The organism is Bacteroides sp. OM05-10AA (assembly GCF_003439055.1).
GTDB classification, from domain to species: domain Bacteria; phylum Bacteroidota; class Bacteroidia; order Bacteroidales; family Bacteroidaceae; genus Bacteroides; species Bacteroides intestinigallinarum.
Window position 1 is genome coordinate 42,012 of record NZ_QSUR01000035.1, and the last position, 25,079, is coordinate 67,090.

Sequence of the window (25,079 nt, forward strand, 5' to 3'; positions counted from 1 at the left end):
TATAATAATAGATATTTGATATGAGTTGGAATAAGATTATTGAATGCGTCCCCAATTTTAGCGAGGGACGTGATTTGGAGAAAATAGATCAGATAGTAGCCCCTTTCCGTGGTAAAGCCGGAGTAAAACTGCTTGATTATAGTAATGATGAAGACCATAACCGTCTGGTCGTTACACTTGTGGGAGAGCCGGAAGCTCTGTGTGAAGCAGTAGTTGAAGCCGTCGGTGTAGCTGTCCGTTTGATCGACCTGAATCAGCACACCGGGCAACATCCTCGCATGGGAGCGGTAGATGTGATCCCTTTCATCCCGATTAAGAACACCAGTATGGAAGAAGCCATCGAACTCTCCAAGAAAGTGGCAGCAAAAGTGGCGGAGCTATATAATCTTCCCGTCTTCCTGTATGAAAAGTCCGCTACTGCACCACACCGGGAAAATCTCGCCTCCATTCGTAAAGGCGAATTTGAAGGAATGGCCGAAAAGATCAAACTACCCGAATGGCAACCTGACTTCGGACTTGCTGAACGGCATCCGACCGCAGGTACCGTAGCAATCGGAGCCCGTATGCCACTTGTAGCTTACAATATTAATCTAAGTACAGATAATCTGGAGATAGCAACTAAGATAGCGAAAAATATCCGCCATATCAATGGAGGACTTCGTTATGTAAAAGCAATGGGAGTGGAACTGAAAGAGCGAAACATTACCCAAGTGTCCATTAACATGACCGACTATACCCGTACCGCACTCTACCGTGCCTTCGAATTAGTACGTATCGAAGCCCGTCGTTACGGCGTTACGATTGTAGGTAGCGAAATAATCGGTCTTGTACCGATGGAAGCTCTGATTGATACCGCTTCCTACTATCTCGGACTCGAAAACTTTACCATGCAGCAAGTTCTCGAAGCTCGTATCATGGAATAGACAATAAGAAAATAGAATGAATCACAATTGCTTTATGGCAAACATCATTCTAAAAGAACGTGCCATTCATATCTCCATTTATTATATGAACTAATTATGATGAACTATTTATGAGTGAAAACCTAATCATATTTAACGCCCGTATCGTAACCCCCATCGGCTTTTCCGCCCGTAAAGGAGAGGAAATGTCTCAACTGCAAATCATAGAAAACGGAACCGTGGAAGTGACCAAAGGAATCATTACCTACGTTGGTGAAAACCGTGGTGAAGACCGGGATGGTTACTACCAGCACTATTGGCATTATAACGCTCGCGGACATTGCCTTTTACCCGGTTTTGTCGACTCCCATACCCATTTTGTATTTGGCGGAGAACGTTCCGAAGAATTCTCCTGGCGTCTGAAAGGCGAAAGTTATATGTCAATCATGGAGCGGGGAGGGGGAATTGCAAGTACCGTAAAAGCCACCCGGCAAATGAACTACCTTAAACTTCGTTCAGCCGCCGAGAGCTTCCTGAAGAAGATGAGCACCATGGGAGTAACCACCGTAGAAGGTAAAAGTGGCTACGGCCTGGACCGGGACACAGAATTACTACAACTAAAAGTAATGCGCAGCCTGAATAACGCCGAGCATAAACGCGTCGATATAGTCTCCACTTTCCTCGGCGCCCACGCCCTTCCCGAAGAATATGCAGGGAGAAGCGACGAATACATCGATTTCCTGATTCGTGAAATGCTTCCCCTTATCCATTCCGGTAAGTGGGCAGAATGTTGTGATGTCTTTTGCGAACAAGGCGTTTTCTCTGTCGAACAATCCCGTCGCCTGCTTCAGGCGGCCAAAGAGCACGGTTTCTTGTTGAAACTTCATGCCGACGAAATCGTCTCTCTCGGCGGTGCCGAACTGGCCGCCGAACTCGGAGCACTATCTGCCGACCATCTCCTGCACGCTTCCGATGCCGGCATCCGTGCAATGGCCGATGCCGGAGTAGTAGCTACGCTGTTACCTCTGACAGCTTTCGCCTTGAAAGAACCCTATGCGCGAGGTCGTGAAATGATTGACGCCGGTTGTGCTGTGGCACTTGCCACCGACCTGAATCCCGGCAGTTGTTTCTCCGGTTCCATCCCGCTGACCATTGCTCTGGCCTGCATCTATATGCAAATGAGCATCGAAGAAACCATCACCGCTCTCACCCTGAACGGAGCCGCCGCTCTTCAACGAGCCGACCGGATTGGAAGCATTGAAGTAGGCAAACAAGGCGATTTCATCATCCTCAATTCCGACAACTATCATATTCTACCTTACTATATAGGCATGAATTGCGTAATTATGACTATTAAAGGCGGCATACTTTATCCCGTCACTTAATAGTTGAAAAACTCTCATTCATTAATCACTTAAAAAAAATAGAATACCATGTTAGCAGATTTAACCGTAAAAGATTTCTTAGATAAAGTAGCTTGCAGTGACCCTGTGCCCGGCGGTGGTAGTATTGCCGCTTTGAATGGAGCGCTGGCTTCCTCCCTTTCCACGATGGTGGCACGGCTGACCGTAGGAAAAAAAGGATACGAAGTCAGTGAAGAAGTAATGCAGCACGCACAAACCATCACCCTCCGTTTGCTGGACGAATTTATGGCACTTATTGACAAAGATTCGGCTGCCTACAACGAAGTATTTGCCTGTTTTAAACTACCAAAAACAACCGACGAAGAGAAAGCCGCCCGAAGTACCGCTATCCAGAAGGCAACCAAACAAGCCGCCCTCGTTCCGTTGGAAGTAGCCCGCAAAGCACTGGATATGATGTCCATTATAGCCGATGTTGCCCGCCTCGGCAACCGGAATGCCGTCACAGATGCCTGTGTAGCAATGATGTCCGCCCGTACCGCCGTATTGGGAGCCTTGCTGAATGTCCGTATCAACCTCGGTTCGCTCAAAGACAGAGATTTTGTCCTCCAACTGCAAACCGAAGCCGATGCCATCGAGCAAACCGCTTGCCAGAAAGAAAAAGAATTGTTGGATGCCGTAAATCAAGACCTGCGCGTATGAGTAAGAATGTATACCATATCGGTTCCGGAGCACTGACCTTCGAAATCATCGAACGGATTATAAACGAAAACCTGAAACTCGAACTAGCTCCCGAAGCCAAGTTGCGCATCCAGAAATGTCGCGACTACCTCGACCAAAAAATAGCTTCTTCCGAAGAACCGTTATACGGCATAACAACAGGTTTCGGCTCTCTATGCACTAAAAATATATCTCCCGATGAACTGGGGACCCTTCAAGAAAACCTGATAAAAAGCCATGCTTGCAGCGTAGGCGAAGAAATTCGCCCTGTCATCATCAAACTGATGATGCTTCTCAAAGCCCATGCCCTTTCATTAGGACATAGCGGCGTACAAGTTATCACCGTGCAGCGCATCCTCGATTTCTTCAATAATGACGTCATGCCTATCGTCTACGACCGCGGTTCCCTTGGAGCCTCCGGCGACCTGGCACCGCTCGCCAATCTTTTCCTTCCTCTGATAGGTGTCGGTGATGTCTACTATAAAGGAAAAAAGTGCGAAGCCATCAGCGTACTCGACGAATTTGGCTGGGAACCGGTCAAACTAATGAGCAAAGAAGGACTAGCCCTGCTGAACGGCACCCAATTTATGAGTGCCAACGGTGTGTTTGCTATGCTCAAAGCCTTCCGCCTCTCGAAAAAGGCCGACCTGATAGCCGCCCTTTCCCTCGAAGCCTTTGACGGCCGTATCGACCCGTTTATGGACTGCATCCAGCAAATCCGTCCCCATCAGGGACAGATTGAGACAGGCGAAGCCTTCCGCAAACTACTGGCAGGCAGCGAACTAATCGAACGCCACAAGGAACATGTGCAAGATCCCTATTCCTTCCGCTGCATCCCGCAAGTACATGGCGCCACCAAAGATGCCATCCGCTACGTTGCCTCCGTACTGCTGACCGAAATCAATTCCGTCACGGACAACCCCACCATCTTCCCCGATGAAGACCGGATCATCTCCGGCGGAAACTTTCACGGGCAACCGCTTGCCATCTCTTATGACTTCCTCGCCATCGCCCTGGCCGAATTGGGAAATATCTCCGAACGCCGTGTCTCCCAACTGATTATGGGACTCCGTGGACTACCTGAATTTCTCGTAGCCAACCCCGGTCTGAACTCCGGCTTCATGATTCCCCAGTATGCCGCCGCCTCCATGGTCAGCCAGAATAAAATGTACTGCTATGCAGCTTCGAGCGACTCCATCGTCTCCTCCAACGGACAGGAAGACCATGTAAGCATGGGTGCCAATGCCGCCACCAAACTCTATAAAGTGATGGACAACCTGGAACATATCCTTGCCATCGAACTGATGAACGCCGCACAAGGCATCGACTTCCGCCGCCCGCAGAAAACCTCTCCCGTTCTTGAGCGTTTCCTCCATGCCTATCGGAAAGAAGTGCCTTTTGTAAAAGATGACATCGTGATGTACAAGGAAATACATAAAACAGTCGCCTTCCTGAAGAGGACACAGATTGAATACTGACAATAAATTGACCCTTTTTCGCTTTTCGTTAATAATGGTGACTGTTATTGCCGGGTAAGTGTCGATTCTTATCGATATTTATCCGGCATTTATTGGCTCCCATCTCTTCTATTAGCGATAAAACTTTACTTCCTATATTCCCTCCTTTTACCTTTCCTTTGTGTTTGTTCCAAATTTCCTATTAACACTTGTTTTCATTTCACTCTATTGAATGATAATAAATCCCAAATGGACTATAAATAGCTGGAAACTTAATTTGTTAATTGAGTTTTCTGTATATCTTTGTTCCGTTTTTCCTTTGGAAATGAAGAGAAAACGAAAACTGCATTTTAATAAAATAGAAAAACGGATGATGACAGAGCATGGAAAGGACGCTTCCCAACGGGTAGAGTTAAGAGAACGGATCATAACGGCGGCAACAGAAGCTTTTACTTCGAAAGGCATCAAGAGTATTACAATGGATGACATTGCAGCAGCATTAGGAATTTCCAAACGTACGCTCTACGAAGTCTTTTCGGATAAAGAATCGTTGTTGAAAGAATGCATACTGAAGGCACAGGCAGACAGAGACAAGTATTTGCAGAAAGTCTTTGAACAGTCGCACAATGTGTTGGAAGTGATACTTGCAGTCTTTCAGAAAAGCATTGAGATGTTTCATCAGACGAACAAACGCTTTTTTGAAGACATTAAGAAATATCCCAAAGTATATGAGATGATGAAGAATCGGCAGGACAGCGATTCGATGAAAACCATGTCCTTCTTCAAAACAGGAGTAGAGCAGGGCATCTTTCGTTCGGATGTAAACTTCGCTATTGTCAATTTGCTGGTACGTGAGCAATTTGATGTGCTTTTGAATACGGACATCTGTAATGAATACCCTTTCATTGAAGTATACGAATCCATCATGTTTACTTATATACGCGGTATCTCCACCGAAAAAGGAGCAAGGGTACTGGAAGACTTTATACAAGAATATCGCAAGAACCGTATCGAAGACTAGAGTAAAAGTGAGGTTCTATTGACAAACAATTAAGATTAAATTAGAAATTCAGTTTATGAACAAGATGAAAAGATTGACAGGTCGGAAGATCCTTCTGGTAGCTGTGGCATTCTGTGCATTTGGTTTTGCAAAGGCGCAGGACACGCAGACGGAGAAGAATACCCTAACCTTAACCTTAGACAAAGCCTTGGAAATTGCATTGGATGAGAATCCGACAATGAAAGTGGCAGCGGAAGAAATCGCCTTAAAGAAAGTTGCCAGCAAGGAAGCCTGGCAAAGTCTGTTGCCGGAGGCCAGCATTGCCGGTTCCTTAGACCATACAATTAAAGCGGCTGAAATGAAATTGAACGATATGTCGTTCAAGATGGGGCAAGACGGTTCGAACACAGCCAATGCCGGGTTGAGTATTAACCTGCCACTCTTTGTGCCGGGTGTTTACCGTGCTATGTCGATGACAAAGACGGACATTGAACTGGCAGTAGAGAAGTCACGTGCTTCCAAACTGGATCTGGTGAATCAGGTAAGCAAGGCTTATTATCAGTTAATGCTTGCACAGGATAGCTATGAAGTGCTTCAAGGCAGCTATAAACTGGCAGAAGATAATTACAATGTAGTGAATGCCAAATATCAGCAGGGAACTGTGAGCGAATATGACAAGATCAGTGCGGAAGTACAGATGCGCAGCATTAAGCCGAACCTGATTGCGGCAGCCAATGCGGTGACTTTGGCTAAATTACAGTTAAAAGTTCTGATGGGCATCACTGCCGATGTGGAGATAAAGATTAATGATAATCTGACCAACTATGAGACGACCATGTTTGCCAATCAGTTGAAAGAAGAGAATGTGAATCTGAACAACAATACCACCATGAAGCAGTTGGACTTGAACATGAAGTTGCTCGAAAAGAATGTAAAGTCTTTAAAGACGAACTTTATGCCGACTCTTTCCATGAGCTTCTCCTATCAATATCAGTCATTGTATAATCCGAATATCAATTTCTTCGATTATAACTGGAGCAACAGTTCCAGCCTGATGTTCAATATCAGCATACCTTTATATAAGGCAAGCAATTTTACGAAAGTGAAATCTGCCCGTATCCAGATGCGCCAGCTCGATTGGAATCGTATCGATACGGAAAGACAGTTGAATATGCAGATTGTCAGTTGTCGCAATAATATGAGTGCCAGCACAGAGCAGGTAGTCAGCAACAAGGAAAATGTGATGCAGGCAAAGAAAGCGGTGGTGATTGCCGAAAAACGTTATGATGTAGGTAAGGGCACGGTGCTCGAACTGAACAGTTCCCAAGTGTCACTGACACAGGCGCAACTCACCTACAATCAGTCCATATACGATTACCTGGTTGCTAAGGCAGACCTCGATCAGGTTCTGGGAAAAGAATAAAGATAGACAACTAAAAAATTACAAGTAAGGAATATGAAAAGAAGTATCCAATTGGTAGCCCTGCTGTTAACTGTGTTTATGGGCTCATGTACAGGTGGAAAAGACAAAGCTGCTGCGGAACATGTGGACGCAAAGCCTATTGTGAAGCTGGCAGACGTAAAAGCCCGCCCCGTAGATCAAATACAGGATTACACAGCAACGGTGGAAGCCGAAGTAAAGAATAATATTGCGCCTTCGTCTCCCGTACGTATCGATCAGATTTTCGTAGAAGTGGGCGACCGCGTATCCAAAGGACAGAAACTTGTGCAGATGGATGCAGCCAATCTGAAACAGACGAAGTTGCAACTCGACAATCAGGAAATAGAGTTCAGCCGTATCGACGAACTATATAAAGTGGGCGGTGCGTCCAAATCAGAATGGGATGCTTCGAAGATGCAACTCGATGTGAAGAAAACCGCTTATAAGAATTTGCTGGAGAATACCTCTTTGCAAAGCCCTATCAATGGTGTAGTGACTGCACGCAACTATGATAACGGCGATATGTACAGTGGTGGAGAACCGGTTCTGGTAGTAGAGCAGATCACTCCCGTGAAACTCCTGATTAATGTGTCCGAAACCTACTTTACGAAAGTGAAGAAAGGTACGCCTGTCGACGTGAAACTCGATGTATATGGTGATGAAGTCTTTACAGGAACCATCAACCTGATTTACCCGACTATAGATGCTACTACCCGTACATTCCAGGTAGAGATCAGACTGGACAATAAAGACCAGCGCGTACGTCCGGGCATGTTTGCCCGTGCCACATTAAACTTCAGAACGGCAGAAAACGTTGTTGTTCCCGATTTGGCAATCGTTAAGCAGGCAGGTTCAGGTGATCGTTATGTATTCGTTTATAAAGACGGCAAAGTGTCTTATAATAAAGTCGAATTAGGTAGACGCATGGGTACAGAGTACGAGTTAAAATCCGGTGTACCTGATAATTCACAGGTTGTAGTTGCCGGACAGTCGCGTTTGGTGAACGGTATGGAAGTAGAGGTAGAAGCTTCTTCTAAATAGAAGGTGCAAACTACCTTTCACCTAATGCTTTAATTAATTAACCAGATTTATAAAACAACATGAGTTTATACGAAGGTGCGGTTAAGAAACCGATTATGACCTCCCTCTGCTTCCTGGCAGTGGTGATTTTTGGTCTTTTCTCTTTGTCCAAGTTACCTATCGACTTGTATCCGGATATTGACACGAATACAATCATGGTGATGACCGCTTATCCCGGCGCAAGTGCCTCGGATATAGAAAATAATGTGACTCGTCCGCTCGAAAATACATTGAATGCGGTGAGTAACCTGAAACATATTACCTCCCGTTCTTCCGAGAATATGTCATTGATTACATTGGAGTTCGAGTTTGGTAACGATATTGACGTGCTGACCAATGATGTGCGCGATAAACTCGACATGGTAAGCTCACAGCTTCCCGATGATGTCGAGAATCCGATCATCTTCAAATTTAGTACGGACATGATTCCGATCGTGTTACTTTCCGTACAGGCCAATGAAAGCCAGTCGGCACTTTATAAGATATTGGACGACCGTGTGGTAAACCCGCTGGCACGTATTCCGGGAGTCGGAACCGTGTCTATCAGTGGTGCGCCGCAACGTGAGATTCAGGTATATTGCGACCCTAACAAACTGGAAGCCTATCATCTGACTATCGAAACAATCAGTTCCATTATCGGAGCCGAGAACAAGAACATTCCCGGTGGTAACTTCGATATTGGTAGCGAAACCTATGCACTGCGTGTAGAAGGTGAGTTTGATGATTCCCGTCAGTTGGCAGATGTAGTGGTGGGTACACATAATGGGGCGAATGTCTTTTTGCGTGATGTAGCCCGTATTGTCGATACCGTGGAAGAACGTGCACAGGAAACCTATAATAATGGGGTGCAAGGTGCTATGATTGTAGTTCAGAAACAGTCGGGAGCCAATTCGGTAGAAATCTCCAAGAAAGTGGCCGACGCGCTGCCGAGGCTTCAGAAGAACCTGCCGAGCGACGTGAAGATTGGTGTCATTGTCGATACTTCGGACAACATTTTGAACACCATCGACAGTTTGACGGAAACCGTTGTTTATGCCTTGCTTTTCGTTGTCATCGTCGTGTTCCTCTTCCTGGGACGTTGGCGTGCGACGCTGATTATCTGTATCACCATCCCGCTTTCATTGATTGCCTCGTTCATTTACCTGGCGGTTAGTGGAAATACAATTAATATCATCTCGCTTTCGTCACTTTCTATCGCTATCGGTATGGTGGTGGATGATGCGATTGTGGTACTTGAAAATGTAACGACTCATATCGAGCGGGGTTCCGATCCGAAACAGGCAGCCGTGCACGGAACCAATGAGGTGGCAATCTCTGTAATCGCTTCTACATTGACCATGATTGCCGTGTTCTTCCCGTTAACGATGGTAAGCGGTATGTCCGGTGTACTTTTCAAACAGTTGGGTTGGATGATGTGTGCCATCATGTTTATTTCTACGGTCGCCGCCCTATCCTTGACTCCGATGCTCTGTTCCCAGTTGCTTCGTTTACAGAAGAAGCCGTCGAAGATGTTCAAGCTCTTCTTTACTCCGATTGAGAAAGCGCTCGACGGACTCGATACCTGGTATGCGAAGATGTTGAACTGGGCTGTGCGTCATCGTCCGATTGTGATTGTGGGCTGTATCGTTTTCTTTGTTATCAGTTTGCTGTGTGCAAAGGGTATCGGTACAGAGTTCTTCCCGGCACAGGATAATGCCCGTATTGCCGTACAGTTGGAACTTCCGATCGGTACGCGAAAAGAAATAGCGCAGGAACTTTCTGAAAAGTTGACCAACCAGTGGCTGACAAAGTATAAAGACATTATGAAAGTCTGTAACTATACAGTCGGTCAGGCTGATTCCGACAATACCTGGGCATCCATGCAGGACAATGGCTCACATATAATCTCGTTTAACATCAGTTTGGTAGATCCGGGCGATCGTAACGTTTCTTTAGAAACGGTCTGTGATGAGATGCGTGAAGATTTGAAAGCCTATCCCGAATTCAGTAAGGCGCAAGTAATCCTCGGAGGTAGTAACACAGGTATGTCCGCACAGGCAAGTGCCGACTTTGAGGTTTACGGATACGATATGACAATGACCGATAGTGTGGCAGCCCGCCTGAAACGTGAGTTGTTGAAAGTGAAAGGCGTGACCGAGGTAAATATCAGCCGTAGTGACTACCAGCCTGAATATCAGGTAGACTTCGACCGTGAGAAACTGGCCATGCATGGTTTGAATCTTTCAACTGCCGGTAACTACCTGCGCAACCGTGTCAATGGTGCGGTAGCATCTAAATATCGTGAAGACGGAGATGAATATGATATTAAAGTGCGTTACGCACCCGAATTCCGTACAAGTCTTGAAAGTCTGGAAAATATCCTCATTTACAATGCGCAAGGACAATCCGTTCGTGTGAAAGATGTCGGAAAGGTAGTCGAACGTTTTGCACCTCCTACTATCGAACGTAAAGACCGTGAACGTATCGTGACCGTTTCCGCTGTAATCTCCGGAGCTCCGCTGGGTGACGTGGTGGCTGCCGGAAATAAGGTGATAGATAAAATGGATCTTCCGGGAGAAGTCACTATCCAGATTTCCGGTTCGTACGAAGACCAGCAGGATTCATTCCGTGATTTGGGAACACTTGCTATCCTGATTGTCATTCTCGTATTTATCGTGATGGCAGCACAGTTCGAGTCACTGACTTATCCGTTCATTATCATGTTCTCCCTACCGTTTGCATTTAGCGGTGTTTTGATGGCACTATTCTTCACAAACAGCACATTGAGCGTCATGAGTTTGTTGGGAGGTATCATGTTGATCGGTATTGTGGTGAAGAATGGTATCGTACTTATCGACTACATCACCCTCTGTCGAGAGCGTGGACTCGCAGTGCTGAACTCTGTGGTAACAGCAGGTAAGAGCCGTCTTCGCCCCGTATTAATGACTACGGCTACCACTGTTCTCGGTATGATTCCGATGGCTATCGGTGGCGGTCAGGGTTCCGAAATGTGGAGTCCGATGGCGATTGCAGTAATTGGTGGTCTGACGGTATCTACTATCTTGACATTGATTTTGATTCCTACTCTGTACTGTGTATTTGCAGGAACAGGAATCAAGAACCGTCGTCGTAAACTTCGTCGTCAACGTGAATTGGATGTTTACTTCCAGGAGAATAAAGACAGCATTATTAAGAAATAACAGAAAAGAAATATGAAATCAGTATTGATAACATTCGACCAGGCTTATTACGAACGAATCATGGCATTGCTCGACCGTTTGGGTTGTCGTGGTTTTACCTACCTCGAAAAAGTACAGGGACGTGGCTCGAAGACAGGCGATCCGCATTTCGGAAGCCATGCCTGGCCAAGTATGTGCTCGGCTATCCTGACAGTAGTAGACGACAGCAAAGTCGATCCGTTGTTGGACACCTTGCATAAAATGGACCTGGAAACACAACAATTAGGCTTGCGCGCATTTGTGTGGAACATTGAACGGACCATTTAAAAACGATCCGGTAGATAGATAAAAAGGAAAGGAGAATCTAATAAATAATGTAGATTCTCCTTTCTTTTTGTGGCTTTTGTCTATCTTTGCGGTCGTTTTGGATTTTAGGAACATTATGGAGATAATAAAGAATTATTTGAAATATTCGTTGTGGTTCGTACTGATTGTATTTGCAGCCTTACTCGGGCTTCATTGGCTTCCAGTATTGACTATTGACGGACACACGATGAGGCGTGTAGACCTTTTGAGCGATCTTCGTTACCCCGAATCGGAGACTGCTGCAGCTGATTCGGACAGCATCCCTTTGCCTCCTGTTGTAAAGCCGGCTTTTGTAGATACCTGCCGCGCAGGCATGACCTGCATTGAAGATTACAGCGATTCCACCCTCCGGGGAATGACTCCTTTCTACGAAGCACTCAACCGTGTCTCTTCCACTGACTCTGATGACAAACAGGTACGCATTGCCGTATTCGGAGATTCCTTTATCGAAGCGGATATATTTACAGCCGACTTGCGCGAAATGCTTCAGAAACAATTCGGCGGTTGCGGTGTAGGTTTTGTTACCATCACTTCCATGACAAGCGGTTACCGTCCTACGGTACGGCATACATTTGGCGGATGGTCCAGCCATGCAGTAACAGACAGTATCTATTTCGATAAGAAGAAACAAGGCATTTCCGGACACTATTTTGTCCCCCGGAACGGAGCTTATGTAGAACTACGCGGACAAAATAAATACGCCTCCCTGCTCGATACTTGCCAACGTGCTTCTATCTTCTTCTATAATAAAGATTCCGTTCTTCTTTCTGCCCGTGTGAACAAAGGAGAAAACAAGAATTACTCTTTAGGTCCTTCTGATGAATTACAACAAGTTCAGGTGGACGGACGCATCGGTTCTATTCGTTGGACAGTAGATCGTGCAGACTCTACCCTGTTCTATGGCTTGGCAATGGATGGAAAGAAAGGAATCATTCTCGATAACTTCTCGTTGCGTGGTAGTTCCGGTCTTTCCCTGCGTGGTATTCCGGTACAAATGTTGAAGCAGTTTAACCGCCAACGTCCTTATGACCTGATTATCCTCGAATATGGATTGAATGTAGCTACCGAACGGGGACGTAATTATGATAATTACCAGAAGGGATTGATTACAGCTATCGAGCATCTGAAAGAATGTTTCCCACAAGCGGGAATCCTGTTGTTGAGCGTTGGCGACCGTGATTATAAAAATGAAAACGGCGAACTCCGTACCATGCCCGGTGTCAAGAATCTGATTCGTTATCAGCAGAACATTGCTGCTGAAAGCGGCATTGCATTCTGGAATATGTTTGAAGCAATGGGCGGAGAGGGCAGTATGGCAAAACTCGTCCATGCCAAACCCTCTATGGCAAACTACGATTATACGCATATAAACTTCCGTGGCGGTAAGCATTTGGCAGGATTGCTTTATGAAACCATGATCTATGGTAAGGAACAATACGACAGGAGGCGTGCTTATGAGAAAGAGTAACCTGCTGTCCATCTTTATTCTCATTCTCGCCGGTATGTTGAGTGTCCCTTGTTTTCTTACAGAAACCATCGCGCAAGACCGTATGCCTGTATGCTCTCCATTGGGAAAGACTGCAAAGCGGATAAAGCCTTTACGGGAAATGAACTGGGCGAATGATACGATCAACGTACAAGTAGCCTTCCCTGCTGCTTTTCGCGAAACCGGACGGAATGAGATTATTGACAGCATTGCTCTGCTGGCTCCCGTCTTTGAACATCTCCGCCAGGTACGTGCCGGACTCTCCGAAGATACAGTCCGCATCGTTCATATTGGCGATAGCCACGTGCGTGGACATATCTATCCCCAAACCACCGGTGCCCGTTTGGCAGAAACCTTTGGTGCCATTTCTTATATTGATAAAGGCGTCAACGGAGCTACTTGCCTAACATTTACCCATCCGGATCGTATTGCCGAAATCGCTGCCTTGAAACCCGAATTGCTGATTCTCTCTTTCGGAACCAATGAAAGCCATAACCGGCGTTATAATATAAATGTGCACTACAATCAGATGGATGAACTTGTGAAACTGTTGCGCGACAGTCTTCCTAACATCCCCATTCTTCTGACTACCCCTCCCGGTTCCTATGAAAGTTTCCGGCAACGGAGGCGTAGACGCACGTATGCCATCAATCCCCGTACGGCAACAGCAGCGGAAACCATCCGCCGTTATGCAAAAGACCATCGCCTGCTCGTGTGGGATATGTATGATGTAGTCGGAGGGAAGCGTCGTGCCTGCACCAACTGGACGGAGGCAAACCTGATGCGTCCCGATCATGTACATTATTTACCTGAAGGATACATCCTGCAAGGAAATTTATTATACCAAGCACTTATACAAGCATATAATGACTATGTTTCCCATTGATATAGATTTCAGTAGACTAAAAGAGGTACTTACCTACGATCCGCAAGCCCCGATGATATTCAGCAGCGGTATCTTCCTTTGGCTGTTCGCTGCTTTCATGGTAGTGTATGTGTTGTTACAACGTAAATACACTGCCCGTATCTTGTTTGTCACCCTCTTTTCCTATTATTTCTACTACAAGAGTAGCGGCACATACTTCTTTCTGCTTGCTATAGTCACCGTTGCCGACTTCTTTCTTGCACAGCTAATGGATCGTGCAGAGGGGTATTGGAAACGTAAAGGATTAGTAGTTTTGAGTCTGAGTATCAATCTGGGACTTCTTGTCTATTTCAAATATACCAATTTCCTGGGTGGGGTGATAGCATCATTGATGGGAGGAGAGTTTACCGCTCTTGATATATTCCTGCCGGTCGGTATCTCCTTCTTTACTTTCCAGTCGCTAAGCTACACCATCGACGTTTACCGGAGGGACATAAAGCCATTGACGAATCTTTTGGACTACGCTTTCTATGTATCTTTCTTCCCCCAGTTGGTGGCGGGACCTATCGTGCGTGCCCGCGACTTTATCCCGCAAATCCGGAAACCTCTCTTTGTTTCGCAGGAGATGTTCGGCCGCGGAATCTTTCTGATCGTATCCGGTCTTTTCAAGAAAGCCATTATCTCCGACTATATCAGCATCAACTTTGTAGAACGTATTTTTGATAATCCTACTCTCTATTCGGGTGTTGAGAATCTGATGGGAGTGTATGGTTATGCTTTACAGATTTACTGCGACTTTTCCGGATATAGTGACATGGCTATCGGTATTGCTTTATTGTTGGGCTTTCATTTCAATCTCAACTTTAATTCTCCTTATAAGTCTGCCTCCATTACCGAATTCTGGCGTCGTTGGCACATCTCTTTGTCCAGTTGGCTGCGGGATTATCTGTATATTTCTTTAGGAGGAAACCGAAAAGGTAAGTTCCGGCAATATCTGAATCTTATTATTACCATGTTTCTGGGTGGATTGTGGCATGGCGCATCTTGGAACTTCGTTCTTTGGGGAACCTTCCATGGTGTTGCTTTAGCATTACATAAAATGTGGATGACCATCACCGGACGTAAGAAAGGAGAACAAAGTCATGGTTGGCGGCGTGTGTTCGGAGTGATTATTACTTTCCATTTTGTCTGCTTCTGCTGGATTTTCTTCCGTAATGCCGATTTTCAGAACTCAATGGATATGCTGGGACAGATATTCACTACTTTCCGTCCGCAACTGTTCCCACAGTTACTTGAAGGATATTGGAAAGTATTCGCATTAATGTTGCTCGGCTTCCTGCTTCATTTTGCTCCCGATAGTTGGGAAAATGCAGCTTGCCGGGGAGTGATCCGTTTACCGTTCATAGGAAAAGCAGTATTGATGGTAGCTTTGATTTACCTTGTTATTCAGATGAAGAGTTCGGAGATTCAGCCGTTTATCTATTTCCAGTTCTGATCCGCCTTCTTTTTAATATCCGGTTGAAGCTGTAATTGGATTATTTTTCCTTTCTTTGTGAAAGGAAAATATAAACATTCTGCTTTATGGAAAACTCTTTCAGTTATCAGCCGGCAGCCGATCGTTACGAACAGATGCCTTATACATATTGTGGCAAGAGTGGCTTGCAGTTACCTCTAATCTCTTTGGGATTGTGGCATAATTTCGGTAGTGTGGACAATTTCAATGTAGCAACCGACATGATTAAGTATGCTTTCGATCACGGTGTTACTCATTTCGACTTGGCAAATAATTACGGTCCCGCTCCCGGAAGTGCGGAAGTAAATTTCGGACGAATTTTGAAAGAGAACTTTCAAGGCTACCGGGATGAAATGATTATCTCTTCCAAAGCCGGTCATGACATGTGGGCAGGCCCTTATGGCGGAAATAGCTCTCGTAAAAATCTGATGGCGAGCATTGACCAAAGTCTCCTCCGAACAGGTTTGGAGTATTTTGATATCTTTTATAGTCATCGTTATGACGGAGTCACTCCAGTTGAAGAAACCATCCAGACATTGATTGATATTGTGAAGCAAGGGAAAGCATTGTATATCGGAATTTCTAAATATCCTCCCGAACAAGCCCGTGTTGCCTATGAGATGATGGCAAAAGCCGGTGTTCCCTGTCTTATCAGCCAATATCGGTATAGTATGTTCGATCGTGCGGTTGAGGCTGAATCACTTCCTTTAGCAGCAGAGTACGGTTCCGGTTTCATAGCTTTCTCTCCTTTGGCACAAGGATTATTGACCGATAAATACCTGAACGGCATCCCGGAAGGTTCCCGTGCTGCCCGTTCTTCGGGTTTTCTTCAACAATCTCAAGTGACGCATGAAAAGGTAGAAGCTGCCCGTCAATTAAATGAAATAGCCCGCCGCCGTGGGCAAACGCTGGCTGAAATGGCTTTGGCATGGGTGCTGAAAGACGAAAGAATGACATCGGTGATCGTAGGTGCAAGTTCTGTGAATCAGTTGGCCGACAATTTGAAAGCGCTGGAACATTTGGAGTTCACGACAGACGAGTTGAAAGAGATAGAACAGATTTTACCCGGATAAATTCAGCCTGATTCATATTTCAGTCGGGTCCGTTAAAAAATAAATGTGTGAAAAATGAATGCCCCGTGCTTCACAGCACAGGGCATTAGCATACAAACAAACAAAAATAAAACATGGAGTGGCATTAGGGGTGACAGTCCTGATAACTAAAGTGGGAACTCCGGAACTCTTTCCGGAGAGTTAGTTATTGGTATACCGTCCCACACCATGTAGTTTGTGTGTATCCTTGATTTATATACAAGAATTCGTTTTGTGGCACATAGCAGCTCAAGCCGCTATGTGTGTGTATGGTAAAGCCGTATGCCAGTCCGGGCAGAAAACTGGGAGTGGCAGCCGAGTAAGTAACAATGTTCTTCCATAACTCATTAACGTACGTTTTTAATGCCGGGTTGGCTGTTAGCAATGTTTCTTTAAGATCGAAAAAGAGATGCCATTCGTTACGGTTGAAACATTGTAAAGAACTGATTGTCTCAGTGTCCGGTTTCCAACGGAGAAAAGCCGCGCGGGCAAGCAGAGCAAGTTCTTCTAAATATTCAGTCCGCACTACGCTGATAGTAGCCGAACGATAATCTCCTGTTTTATTGTTCCATGCATCAAAGTAAGATTGCGCAAATCTCTCCAGTTGCGGAGTTGGCTGGTAAAGATAGGACAGAGCAGACGGATATACCTCTGTCATTCCCGGACTGACAATCTCCGTAGGAGAAGCAATAATCGCTTCTGTCTTGTCTTTCAATTCATAAGCAACTTCTACACTTCCCATGTAGCAACCTTCAAAAAGAATGAAATCCCATTTCCTATGATTAGGTAAGGGAAGGGCAGAAGCAAAATCTGCCAGTTCCATTTCATCCTCCCCGTCGATGCAAACACTGCGTGTGCCGCGACTGGGATTTTCCAAACCAGCTGCCGGCAACCATGCACTCCCGTGCGAAAACAGGATAAGACCGTAGCTTGAGGCGGAATAGTTGTTCAATATATCATTCAGCACCTGCTTCATTACATTTGATGAAGCAGAATTTTGTGCCGTATAAGTTTTCAGTAATTGGCGTGGATTTGCAGTGTGGGCACTGATTTCCATCAATTGTGGTGATGCATTTTTGCGATCACAGTAGATAAAAAGTCGGTTTTGCGAACAGTCAGTTGCCAGGAAACCGATTGTGATTGCTGCTATTTTCTGTTCTATTTCTGGAGACAGGCTGTTGTCTCCGGCAAGATAAGCGATGAGAATACGTTGCGTTTCCTTTTCTTGCTGAGGAATAATAGGGTGAAGATAACCCTCGTTGTCACATGAAGCAAACAACAGATAACAGCAGCAAAAGAGAAACAACCGGTAACGGATAAATAATAATATGTGCAACAGATAATTCACCTAATATAAAGGAATAAAGAATTTGTTTGTAGCTTCCATTTAGAATTGGAGAATGTAGCCGGGCAAGGCTATGATAAGACAATGCCCGGCTAAGGTTGTTGAGATAAAAAAGGGAGTGTTTATTTTACTGAAATATTGCTCCAGTTACTACCTTCCAGACCAGAATAGAAATCTTTAATATCCTGTGTGTCATATACTAACTTACAGTCGGCACCTGATGTAGCAAACAGAGGACCAAATGCGCTGTCAGCCTTTTCAACAGTCAGAGTCTTTCCGGCATTCATGATTAACATGTAATCAGCCACTCCGTTAGTGTCAGCATCTACATAAGGCAATGAACCGCCTTTGATAGTAGTGTCTACACTCGATTTGAAGTTGTGGTTGAATACACCACCGTTAATCACCGCTTCTGCATCATTTTCCGAACCGATCACAGCGACCTCATTGTTGTATGTTCCGCCATTGAATGTAGCAGTTTCTTCCACGTTGATAGATACAGAATTGTATGTAGTTCCTGTAAATGTCACATTTTTAGCAGTGATAGAGGTTGGCCAGCTGTTTGAAACAACTTTCTCGATAGTAACGTCTGCAGTGCTGGTTACTATAAACTTCTGGATGCTTGGCAAATCTAAAGTAATGTTGTTAGTCAGACCTTCCAAAACAATATCCTGTCCGTCTTGAGTCAATGTCAACTTGATGTCGTTGGTAACGTTACCTTCAAGATCAGAGAAATCAGCCGGATTAGGAATGTCAGTACCGCTCATATTGATAACAGGTTTAGTGTTGTCAGCAGTAGAAGACAGGTTCTTCATGGCAACAAGATCATCAATTACTAAATCGAAGTTATCCTTGTTGATACCTGTGATGTCGATAGAGATTGCTTTACCGTCATTTCCGCGTACTACTACGATGTGTGCACCGTTTTCGTCACCTTCAGGAATGAAGTGATCGTCTGTACTCTGTTTCTTGTCATCGTCGTCGATAACTACATTTTCGGTACCACCGGTGAATTCGTCAACGATAGTAACTGTGCAGCTATATGCTTTGTACAGATTCATCTTGATAATCGTATGAGCATTCGTTCTTACAGGAACGTTGCTTGCATTACGGATTGCTACCAGTTTGAATCCATCGGCTTCAGCATTGATTTCAGCCAGTGCGGCAGCGTCAGCAGTGAAGCTGGGAGTACCATCTACGTTGTAACCCTTGAAACTCAAAGAGTAAGTAGCGTCTTTACCTGCTTTTTCAGGAATAACGTAGTTCAGGTCGAAGATCGGATAGAACTTGTCACCGTCCTGATACCATTTTACACCGTTTACGTGATCGGAAGTGCTGGTAGCAGAAGCTACATCAAACGGACGGTGGAAATAACTTTGAGTAGTCGGAGTTGCCGAAACCGGAGATTGTGTCAGCGCATTGTAACCGGTGGACAGGTTAGTCACTTCCATACCTAAGTATTCGAGAAGATTGTCGCTGCCGAGGTTGTTCAATGCATCTGCCCATTCCGTCTTGTTGTCGTAGTCGGTCAGGATCAAGCTGATCTTGGCAAACTTACGAGTAGCTGTGATAGGAATAGCAGTGCTGATACTTTGGTCTTCTGCTCCGTCTGTAATGTTGTAAGTACCGTCTGCGTTTACGGTGAACTTGATAAGTCCCGTGTAAGCATCGCGTGCTTCAGGAGTTTCAACGATAGGCATCAAACCGTCAGTGAACTGTAATTCAGAAACGCTAGCCAGATTTTCAGTCTTCCAGTAATAGTCGTTACGGCTTTCCGTGCTTGAAGAAGTAACTGATTTCGGAACGAAGTCTACCCATACAACAGCTGTATAGCTATTGCCTGCCGGCAGGCGGAACTGCGGAAGTTCGATGTCGTTGCCGCTAGGTGCTTCAGTCAATACAGTTCTTACCTGAGTATATGGAGAAGTACCTCCATTAGCGAACACCTGCAAAGTGGCACGTGCATTCACTTCCTCAATCATTTCAGTGTCGGAATCTTTCCAGTTCGACCATCCGCCTTTTGAGAAATCCGTACCTGCATAAGTACTGATCGCATTCCCCATGTTAATTTTGAACGCTACCGGAGTTTCCTCACCTGTAACAACCTGCTGATTGTCTACAAATGCATCGTCACCGCAAGCAGTCATCATAGCTGTTGCAGCTATTAACGACCAGAATAAACTTTTTTTCATGCTTAAAAAAATTGGTTAATAATAAAAATGTATCACTTTTAGTTATAATAGAGAGAATATTTACGGGATATACTCTTTGAATGTCAACGGGTATATAGTCTCGTCATCTTCTATCGCTGCTGTTGCTCCTTTGATGCGCAACATATAATTCGGATTAGGCAACTCGATTGAAATAGAAGAATAGTCGGTTGCCGTGCTTCCGTAACGTTTGAATGTCACCGGAGTACCTCCTGTTGTCTCTGCTTCGATGTGGAATGATAAAGGAATCGCGTCCGGCATGGGCACAGGCACTAGTAAATAGTCGTGCAAAGCAAAGGTTTTGTTGAAAGACGAAACCTCTTTGGAATATAGAGCAGAAGAAACAGTTCTCGCTCCCGATGCTTCTCCGGTCCACGCGTTGAATTGGGTGTATAATACATTTCCGGTTTCATATACGATCCGGATATTTCTCAATGCATCCGTCCATACACTGCCGTCTTCGGTTGTCAGTTTCACCCAGGGGAGAGACAGCTTTACAAACGGACGTCTTAATTTGATCGAAGTCAGTTTTTCTTCATCCCCTTCTTTGACAGCACCGCTTGCTTCGATGGTGAAAGTATCGGATCGTCCTGCATAAGCATCTTCTATATCCGCTTCGTTGGCGGCGGTTTCCGCATGAACGGTGCCGATTGTTTCGATGAGGCGGATATCGCTTAACCCTTTTGAGGTATTGTAGATCAGGTCGGTTTCTGTTCCTGCTGCGATATAGTCTGCCCAACAGATCGCCTTGTAAGTATCATTGGGAGGAAGATGTACGTCCGGGAAAGTAATGGCTCCCGTCAGTCCGCTGTTATCGTCTATAAATAGCTGGGCTTGTGCCACGCGCAGGTCTGTTGTTTTCGAATAAACTTCCAGTTTGCAGCGCAGACGATAGCCCGCAGGTACTTGCTTGTCACCGCCGGCACGGGTGATTGTTCCGTTGTCTGCGGCTGTTTCCGGTTCGTTGGCGGCCTTCGTGTCGACTGTTGCCTGTATGGAAATGCTGGTTTTCGGCCATTCGGCCGGTTCCGTGTTCAGAGGCGATTCGTTGGTGCACGCCGCAGTGAGGAACGACAGCCCGAAACATAATGTCCGGAAATACTTCTGATGATTCATAAGCCTATGTTTTTTCATCTTATTCTATCCTTAATAAATTATTCATTAATCAGGTATCACTATTTCTATTATCTCTTCGAATTCATCGTTGATACCCGGTGAACTGGGTTTGCGGACAGTCAGGAATGCACCGTATACTAATGTATGTTTGTTGCGCTGCATACGTATTTCCGCATTGCCGCTTTTATGTATGCTGGTGCCGTCTGCTGCATGAGTTTCTACGATAATATTATAATAGTTGTCCGTTCCGTCGCCCGGACCTATAAAGATGAGGTCTTCTGCCAGTTTGTATTCCTTGCCCTCTGTGTGTACGCTTACCGTGTGATTGAATGTTGCACCGGATTGCGAACCGCTTGCCACTTGGCGGAAGGTGTCGAACATCGGCGGTATCCACATCTGGTAGTTCACTTTGGCGGTATGCGGTTCCGGGGCATCGGCTCCGGCCTTCTCGAAGTAGTCTTCCATATCGTTCGAAATCACGGTATATGTGCCGAAGGGACGTAACAGTTCCAGTTCTTCCGTGAAGTCGAGGTCATTGGAGTGTGAGTGAGGTCCGCCGTATCCGCTGTAATCCCAGGTGACGCTTGCGCTGAAAGCATCTTTGGTGGCTCCCGCTCCGAATGGCTCTTTCATCTTAACACTGGTGAGCGAGCTCACATCGAAATAAGGATTACTCGTCTGACCGCTGGCGAGAGGTTCGGCCCATGCCAGAACAGCTATTCTGTCTGCGGGAAGGTCAACGCTTACTTGATAGCGGTTGTTTCCTTCGGCAAGCGAACCACCGTTCACAATTTTGCGTTCCAGCTGTGTCTCCAGTTTGCCGTCATCGCTCATGGTCCAGAATTCCAGTACATATCTTACAGTCAGGCTGCCTGCACTGCGTGTATAGTTCGAGTAAATCGGCTCGTTATCCCATGCTGTATTGAATTTGAGCGTCAGTTGGGTGTGGCAGATGTGCGGATGCGCATCCAGATAACAAAGGTCTTTTTTCTCACATGAGCTCATCAGTAGCAGGATAAGTATGAGTAGTGCTGCCGCAGATGCGGAAATAATCGTCACCAACCTTTTACGTCGTATCGCCTCTTTCCGGGTTAACCATTCAGATGCGTTATATTTATTATATAAATCCATAGTTTCAGTATCTTTTTCTGTTCTCATAATCAGGTCCTCCTATGATTTAAAATCTCCAGACGAGTGATGCCTTGATTTTGCTTGGTCCCCAATAGTTCTTACCTTTATGTTCTTTGAATGCATTGCATGGGTCGTACCAGAAATACTTGTCGTATCGGAGCCGGTTGTATCCGGCAGAGATGCCCAAGTCAAAATAGAGACAGTCGAAACGGTTGAACTTAAAGATATATCCGTACGAGATACCGAGTCCGCGAATGTTGCCTTGGCGTCCGGTGCTTCCGAATTTCACATCGTATTCGCCGTAAAGTCCATACAATCCCCAGTAGGAACCTTGAAAAGAACGGTCGTCACGCACGTACATACGTATTTCCGGCGACACGGAGGCCACGTTGTAACTGTTGCCTTTGGCTTTGCTGTCTTTCAGCCAGCGATAAGCTCCTTCCACAGCGATGGAGTATCGGCTGCCCAGATAGGCTTCCAATTCAATGTTGGGGGTGATAAGAGTAGCCCAGGAGGCGAGATTGGTTTTGATGGCCATCAACGGAGGATCACACCGGCAGGGCTTAGGCTCTTGTACGACCGGTTTCTGTGGAGTTCGTTTTACGGTGTCCACTTCTACCACCTTTATTTCTTCCTTCACCACAGGAGGAGCAACGACGGGGACAATTCTTAGTAACTGCACACTGCTTGCACTCCTTAATTTAGGATAGAAGTTAGTAAGCATATAGCGGTATGTACCTCCGGGTAGTTTTTTCAGGGCAATTTCCGGGTCTACTCCTTCGGGAGTATGATCGAGAATATCCAGTACGCGGTCTTTTTCTTTAATATTGCTTTTTTCGACCATGACACGAAGTTCGTTCCAGTTTTCTCCTCCTGCCACTACTTCGAATAGGTTGGAAGAGAGTCCTGTCTTGGCTACAAGATAGTCTTTCAATACGTCTGCTCTTGCGGCACTAAGTCGTAAGTTGAGTGCTAACGGACCTTCGGGAGATGCATATCCAATGATGCGGATGTGATCGATGACGTACTCATTTTTGTCTATAATCTCTTGTACTCTGTCGATACATCGTTGTAGAGTACCTCTGTTGCCGTTATAATCCAGATCGAGATTGCTTTTTCCTGTCTTGAAATGGATGTACCAGGCTTCCGGATCTTTGGTTATTGAGTCGGTGGGGAGTGTTTGCCCCCATGCGGCACAAGTCAAAAGAATACTTCCGGCTAATAGGCATAGCTTTCGTCTTAAATATTCCATACTGGTTTTTAATTTTTGTTTCTCTATGGTGTATGCCGTTACTTTGTAGGTAACGGGAAATACTTTGTACCTGCTCTTTTTAAGTAGTCAATACTAGAAAACGATATGATATACAATGAAACTTTTTAACCCCTACTTCGAGAAAGAGGTAGAGGGGAGGGAAATCTCATGCAAAATTTAGAGGTTGATATGCCCTAATACAAAGAATCCACGTGTTTTATCTGTTTATGTTCTTCTTTTGAGTGCTTTATTAGAAAAAATGTGCGATTTCGTTTGGTTGTTTTAAGAAATATGCTCATATTTGCACCGATATTTATTCCCGTTACCTACAAAGTAACGGGAGTATAATAGACTAAATTACAGTGTGCTAAATAGTGTATTGCGATTTTTGTTAGCCTTTTCAGCTTCTTGTTTTACATAAGATATAATCATTCTATTTGTCCGATCTATTTCCTTTTGCTCAAATGCCTTTAAATAGGTTTCGGTCACTTTGATGGAAGAGTGTCCTAAGGCATTGCAGATGACTCCTGTTGCACATTTCTTTTGGTAGGCTGTTGTAGCCCATGTGTGGCGTGCTGTATATGACGAGAGTTTTTCGCCTAGATTCATCCTTCTGGATAGTTCGTTCAACCTTCTATTGAAACCTCGCAATATGGCTTGATACAGTCGGTATTCCTCTTTACTTCCGAAACAGTTTCCATTCTGTAGCTTTGAGTTGCTGGGTAAGATAGATAATAAATAAGGTGATTGAGGATTCCGGTTAGCCAGTTGTTTGATGAGTCGCATGGCTTCCGGGGTTACATTTACGGTGATTATTCGTCCGGTCTTTTGTCTCTTATAGATAAGTGTATCTCCATACAGGTCACATTTCCTTAGCCGGGCAAGATCGATAAACGGCATTCCTCTAAGCAGAAACAGGAGAGTGAATCATGACTGTGCTTCCTTTAGTGAGGGGAGTGATTGTTGGGCCACAAGTATATTTCCCATGTGCTTGGCAGTCAGTGATCGTTTGGTGTCTGCCCGTACGCCGGTGTATACGGTGTCAAACAATCCCTGCCTCCATTTTATCCGTTTTTCTTTCGTTGCCCTGTGGTAGATCGCCCGTAGCATACGCATATAGGTTGATACGGTGTTCATACTTAGCATGTTTTCCAATAGGTATCGCTCAAAATCCTGCAAGAGGACCGGAGTGAATACTTTATCCAATTTTATAGTACCTTTTTGCCTGATTTGCCAATACCGCAAAATCGCATTTAGTGTACTTTGGTAGACGTGGGCCGTCCCATACCGCCCTTCATTTTCCAGTCTTAATATGACTGTCTCCATAAACCTTTTTAAATCATTCATAATTAGTTCCCTTGTATTTTTTCAATTAAAAACTGAAGGAACAATGTGGACGTCGGCTACTTGTTTGCTTGTTTGAGTAATCTTTGCATTTCATAGTTTCATTTTAACTGATATTGTTGTTTCTTGTGTGGGTAGATATTTTTGTTTGTTCTTTGATAATGCGCCCTTTTCCTTCACTCCTCAAAGATAGGGGTTCTTCGTCAAATTTGGTGGTAATCTCTTTTTTATTTCACCGGTC

The 25,079-nt window shown here is 45.1% G+C and carries 18 protein-coding genes and 1 pseudogene; 13 read left to right on the forward strand and 6 right to left on the reverse strand.

The genetic code is table 11. From position 1 onward, the window contains the following. The first annotated feature begins 20 nt into the window (after positions 1-20). From ftcD to DXB58_RS22110, 13 genes are all read left to right on the forward strand, one after another. Positions 21-923 (forward strand): glutamate formimidoyltransferase, encoded by a 903-nt coding sequence (ftcD, locus tag DXB58_RS22050; RefSeq protein WP_122138263.1) that lies wholly within the window; start codon positions 21-23, stop codon positions 921-923. A gap of 110 nt (positions 924-1,033) precedes the next feature. Continuing rightward, on the forward strand, positions 1,034-2,287 hold the full coding sequence (gene hutI / locus DXB58_RS22055; protein ID WP_122138264.1) for an imidazolonepropionase: 1,254 nt from the start codon (positions 1,034-1,036) through the stop codon (positions 2,285-2,287). Positions 2,288-2,335: 48 nt separating this feature from the next. Further along, entirely contained in the window at positions 2,336-2,965 is a 630-nt protein-coding gene (locus DXB58_RS22060; RefSeq protein WP_122138265.1) for a cyclodeaminase/cyclohydrolase family protein, read from the forward strand. Beyond that, positions 2,962-4,461, forward strand: coding sequence for a histidine ammonia-lyase (hutH, locus tag DXB58_RS22065; RefSeq protein ID WP_004296315.1), 1,500 nt, complete (start codon positions 2,962-2,964; stop codon positions 4,459-4,461). Before DXB58_RS22060 ends, hutH begins: the two co-directional genes overlap by 4 nt. A 349-nt stretch (positions 4,462-4,810) precedes the next feature. Further along, positions 4,811-5,461 (forward strand): TetR/AcrR family transcriptional regulator, encoded by a 651-nt coding sequence (locus DXB58_RS22070; protein ID WP_004323670.1) that lies wholly within the window; start codon positions 4,811-4,813, stop codon positions 5,459-5,461. Positions 5,462-5,516: 55 nt separating this feature from the next. Then, the gene (locus tag DXB58_RS22075; protein ID WP_004296312.1) at positions 5,517-6,863 is read left to right on the forward strand and encodes a TolC family protein; all 1,347 of its coding nucleotides are present in this window, start codon (positions 5,517-5,519) and stop codon (positions 6,861-6,863) included. Positions 6,864-6,896: 33 nt separating this feature from the next. After that, complete coding sequence (locus DXB58_RS22080; RefSeq protein WP_122138266.1) at positions 6,897-7,922, forward strand: efflux RND transporter periplasmic adaptor subunit; 1,026 nt, start codon at positions 6,897-6,899, stop codon at positions 7,920-7,922. Positions 7,923-7,981: 59 nt separating this feature from the next. Then, positions 7,982-11,140, forward strand: coding sequence for an efflux RND transporter permease subunit (locus DXB58_RS22085; RefSeq protein ID WP_122138267.1), 3,159 nt, complete (start codon positions 7,982-7,984; stop codon positions 11,138-11,140). Positions 11,141-11,152: 12 nt separating this feature from the next. Then, positions 11,153-11,446, forward strand: coding sequence for a PG0541 family transporter-associated protein (locus DXB58_RS22090; RefSeq protein WP_004296309.1), 294 nt, complete (start codon positions 11,153-11,155; stop codon positions 11,444-11,446). A 115-nt stretch (positions 11,447-11,561) separates the two neighbouring features. Continuing rightward, a complete protein-coding gene (locus DXB58_RS22095) occupies positions 11,562-12,953 on the forward strand; it encodes an SGNH/GDSL hydrolase family protein (protein ID WP_122138268.1) in 1,392 nt (463 codons plus the stop codon). Beyond that, positions 12,940-13,857, forward strand: coding sequence for an SGNH/GDSL hydrolase family protein (locus tag DXB58_RS22100; RefSeq protein WP_199488006.1), 918 nt, complete (start codon positions 12,940-12,942; stop codon positions 13,855-13,857). The genes DXB58_RS22095 and DXB58_RS22100 overlap by 14 nt, the downstream gene beginning before the upstream one ends. Then, a complete protein-coding gene (locus DXB58_RS22105) occupies positions 13,844-15,331 on the forward strand; it encodes an MBOAT family protein (RefSeq protein ID WP_122138269.1) in 1,488 nt (495 codons plus the stop codon). Before DXB58_RS22100 ends, DXB58_RS22105 begins: the two co-directional genes overlap by 14 nt. An 86-nt stretch (positions 15,332-15,417) precedes the next feature. Then, positions 15,418-16,422 (forward strand): aldo/keto reductase, encoded by a 1,005-nt coding sequence (locus tag DXB58_RS22110; protein WP_122138270.1) that lies wholly within the window; start codon positions 15,418-15,420, stop codon positions 16,420-16,422. A 184-nt stretch (positions 16,423-16,606) separates the two neighbouring features. Here the strand turns inward: DXB58_RS22110 and DXB58_RS22115 are convergent, their stop codons facing one another. The 6 genes and pseudogenes from DXB58_RS22115 to DXB58_RS22140 all read right to left on the reverse strand — a co-directional run bounded on the left by DXB58_RS22115 (position 16,607) and on the right by DXB58_RS22140 (position 24,820). Beyond that, the gene (locus DXB58_RS22115; RefSeq protein ID WP_233527343.1) at positions 16,607-17,776 is read right to left on the reverse strand and encodes a clostripain-related cysteine peptidase; all 1,170 of its coding nucleotides are present in this window, start codon (positions 17,774-17,776) and stop codon (positions 16,607-16,609) included. Between the two features lie 131 nt (positions 17,777-17,907). Continuing rightward, a complete protein-coding gene (locus DXB58_RS22120) occupies positions 17,908-19,977 on the reverse strand; it encodes a hypothetical protein (RefSeq protein WP_122138272.1) in 2,070 nt (689 codons plus the stop codon). 60 nt (positions 19,978-20,037) lie between these two features. Then, positions 20,038-21,111: a DUF6562 domain-containing protein gene (locus DXB58_RS22125; RefSeq protein WP_233527344.1), complete on the reverse strand. Its 1,074-nt coding sequence runs from the start codon at positions 21,109-21,111 to the stop codon at positions 20,038-20,040. Positions 21,112-21,156: 45 nt separating this feature from the next. Then, complete coding sequence (locus DXB58_RS22130) at positions 21,157-22,269, reverse strand: DUF6562 domain-containing protein (protein WP_233527345.1); 1,113 nt, start codon at positions 22,267-22,269, stop codon at positions 21,157-21,159. A gap of 19 nt (positions 22,270-22,288) precedes the next feature. Continuing rightward, on the reverse strand, positions 22,289-23,494 hold the full coding sequence (locus tag DXB58_RS22135; protein WP_122138275.1) for a DUF3575 domain-containing protein: 1,206 nt from the start codon (positions 23,492-23,494) through the stop codon (positions 22,289-22,291). A gap of 357 nt (positions 23,495-23,851) precedes the next feature. Then, positions 23,852-24,820, reverse strand: a pseudogene (locus DXB58_RS22140) (tyrosine-type recombinase/integrase). Between the last annotated feature and the right edge of the window lie 259 nt (positions 24,821-25,079).

What these genes read in the sequence shown, in the direction of transcription:
- DXB58_RS22105 (WP_122138269.1), top strand. Translation starts at nt 13,844, where the DNA reads ATGTTTCCCATTGATATAGATTTCAGTAGACTAAAAGAGGTACTTACC.
- ftcD (WP_122138263.1), top strand. Translation starts at nt 21, where the DNA reads ATGAGTTGGAATAAGATTATTGAATGCGTCCCCAATTTTAGCGAGGGA.
- DXB58_RS22095 (WP_122138268.1), top strand. Translation starts at nt 11,562, where the DNA reads ATGGAGATAATAAAGAATTATTTGAAATATTCGTTGTGGTTCGTACTG.
- DXB58_RS22075 (WP_004296312.1), top strand. Translation starts at nt 5,517, where the DNA reads ATGAACAAGATGAAAAGATTGACAGGTCGGAAGATCCTTCTGGTAGCT.
- DXB58_RS22090 (WP_004296309.1), top strand. Translation starts at nt 11,153, where the DNA reads ATGAAATCAGTATTGATAACATTCGACCAGGCTTATTACGAACGAATC.
- DXB58_RS22135 (WP_122138275.1), bottom strand. Translation starts at nt 23,494, where the DNA reads ATGGAATATTTAAGACGAAAGCTATGCCTATTAGCCGGAAGTATTCTT.
- DXB58_RS22130 (WP_233527345.1), bottom strand. Translation starts at nt 22,269, where the DNA reads ATGAGAACAGAAAAAGATACTGAAACTATGGATTTATATAATAAATAT.
- DXB58_RS22080 (WP_122138266.1), top strand. Translation starts at nt 6,897, where the DNA reads ATGAAAAGAAGTATCCAATTGGTAGCCCTGCTGTTAACTGTGTTTATG.
- hutH (WP_004296315.1), top strand. Translation starts at nt 2,962, where the DNA reads ATGAGTAAGAATGTATACCATATCGGTTCCGGAGCACTGACCTTCGAA.
- hutI (WP_122138264.1), top strand. Translation starts at nt 1,034, where the DNA reads ATGAGTGAAAACCTAATCATATTTAACGCCCGTATCGTAACCCCCATC.
- DXB58_RS22100 (WP_199488006.1), top strand. Translation starts at nt 12,940, where the DNA reads ATGAGAAAGAGTAACCTGCTGTCCATCTTTATTCTCATTCTCGCCGGT.
- DXB58_RS22110 (WP_122138270.1), top strand. Translation starts at nt 15,418, where the DNA reads ATGGAAAACTCTTTCAGTTATCAGCCGGCAGCCGATCGTTACGAACAG.
- DXB58_RS22085 (WP_122138267.1), top strand. Translation starts at nt 7,982, where the DNA reads ATGAGTTTATACGAAGGTGCGGTTAAGAAACCGATTATGACCTCCCTC.
- DXB58_RS22120 (WP_122138272.1), bottom strand. Translation starts at nt 19,977, where the DNA reads ATGAAAAAAAGTTTATTCTGGTCGTTAATAGCTGCAACAGCTATGATG.
- DXB58_RS22070 (WP_004323670.1), top strand. Translation starts at nt 4,811, where the DNA reads ATGATGACAGAGCATGGAAAGGACGCTTCCCAACGGGTAGAGTTAAGA.
- DXB58_RS22125 (WP_233527344.1), bottom strand. Translation starts at nt 21,111, where the DNA reads ATGAATCATCAGAAGTATTTCCGGACATTATGTTTCGGGCTGTCGTTC.
- DXB58_RS22060 (WP_122138265.1), top strand. Translation starts at nt 2,336, where the DNA reads ATGTTAGCAGATTTAACCGTAAAAGATTTCTTAGATAAAGTAGCTTGC.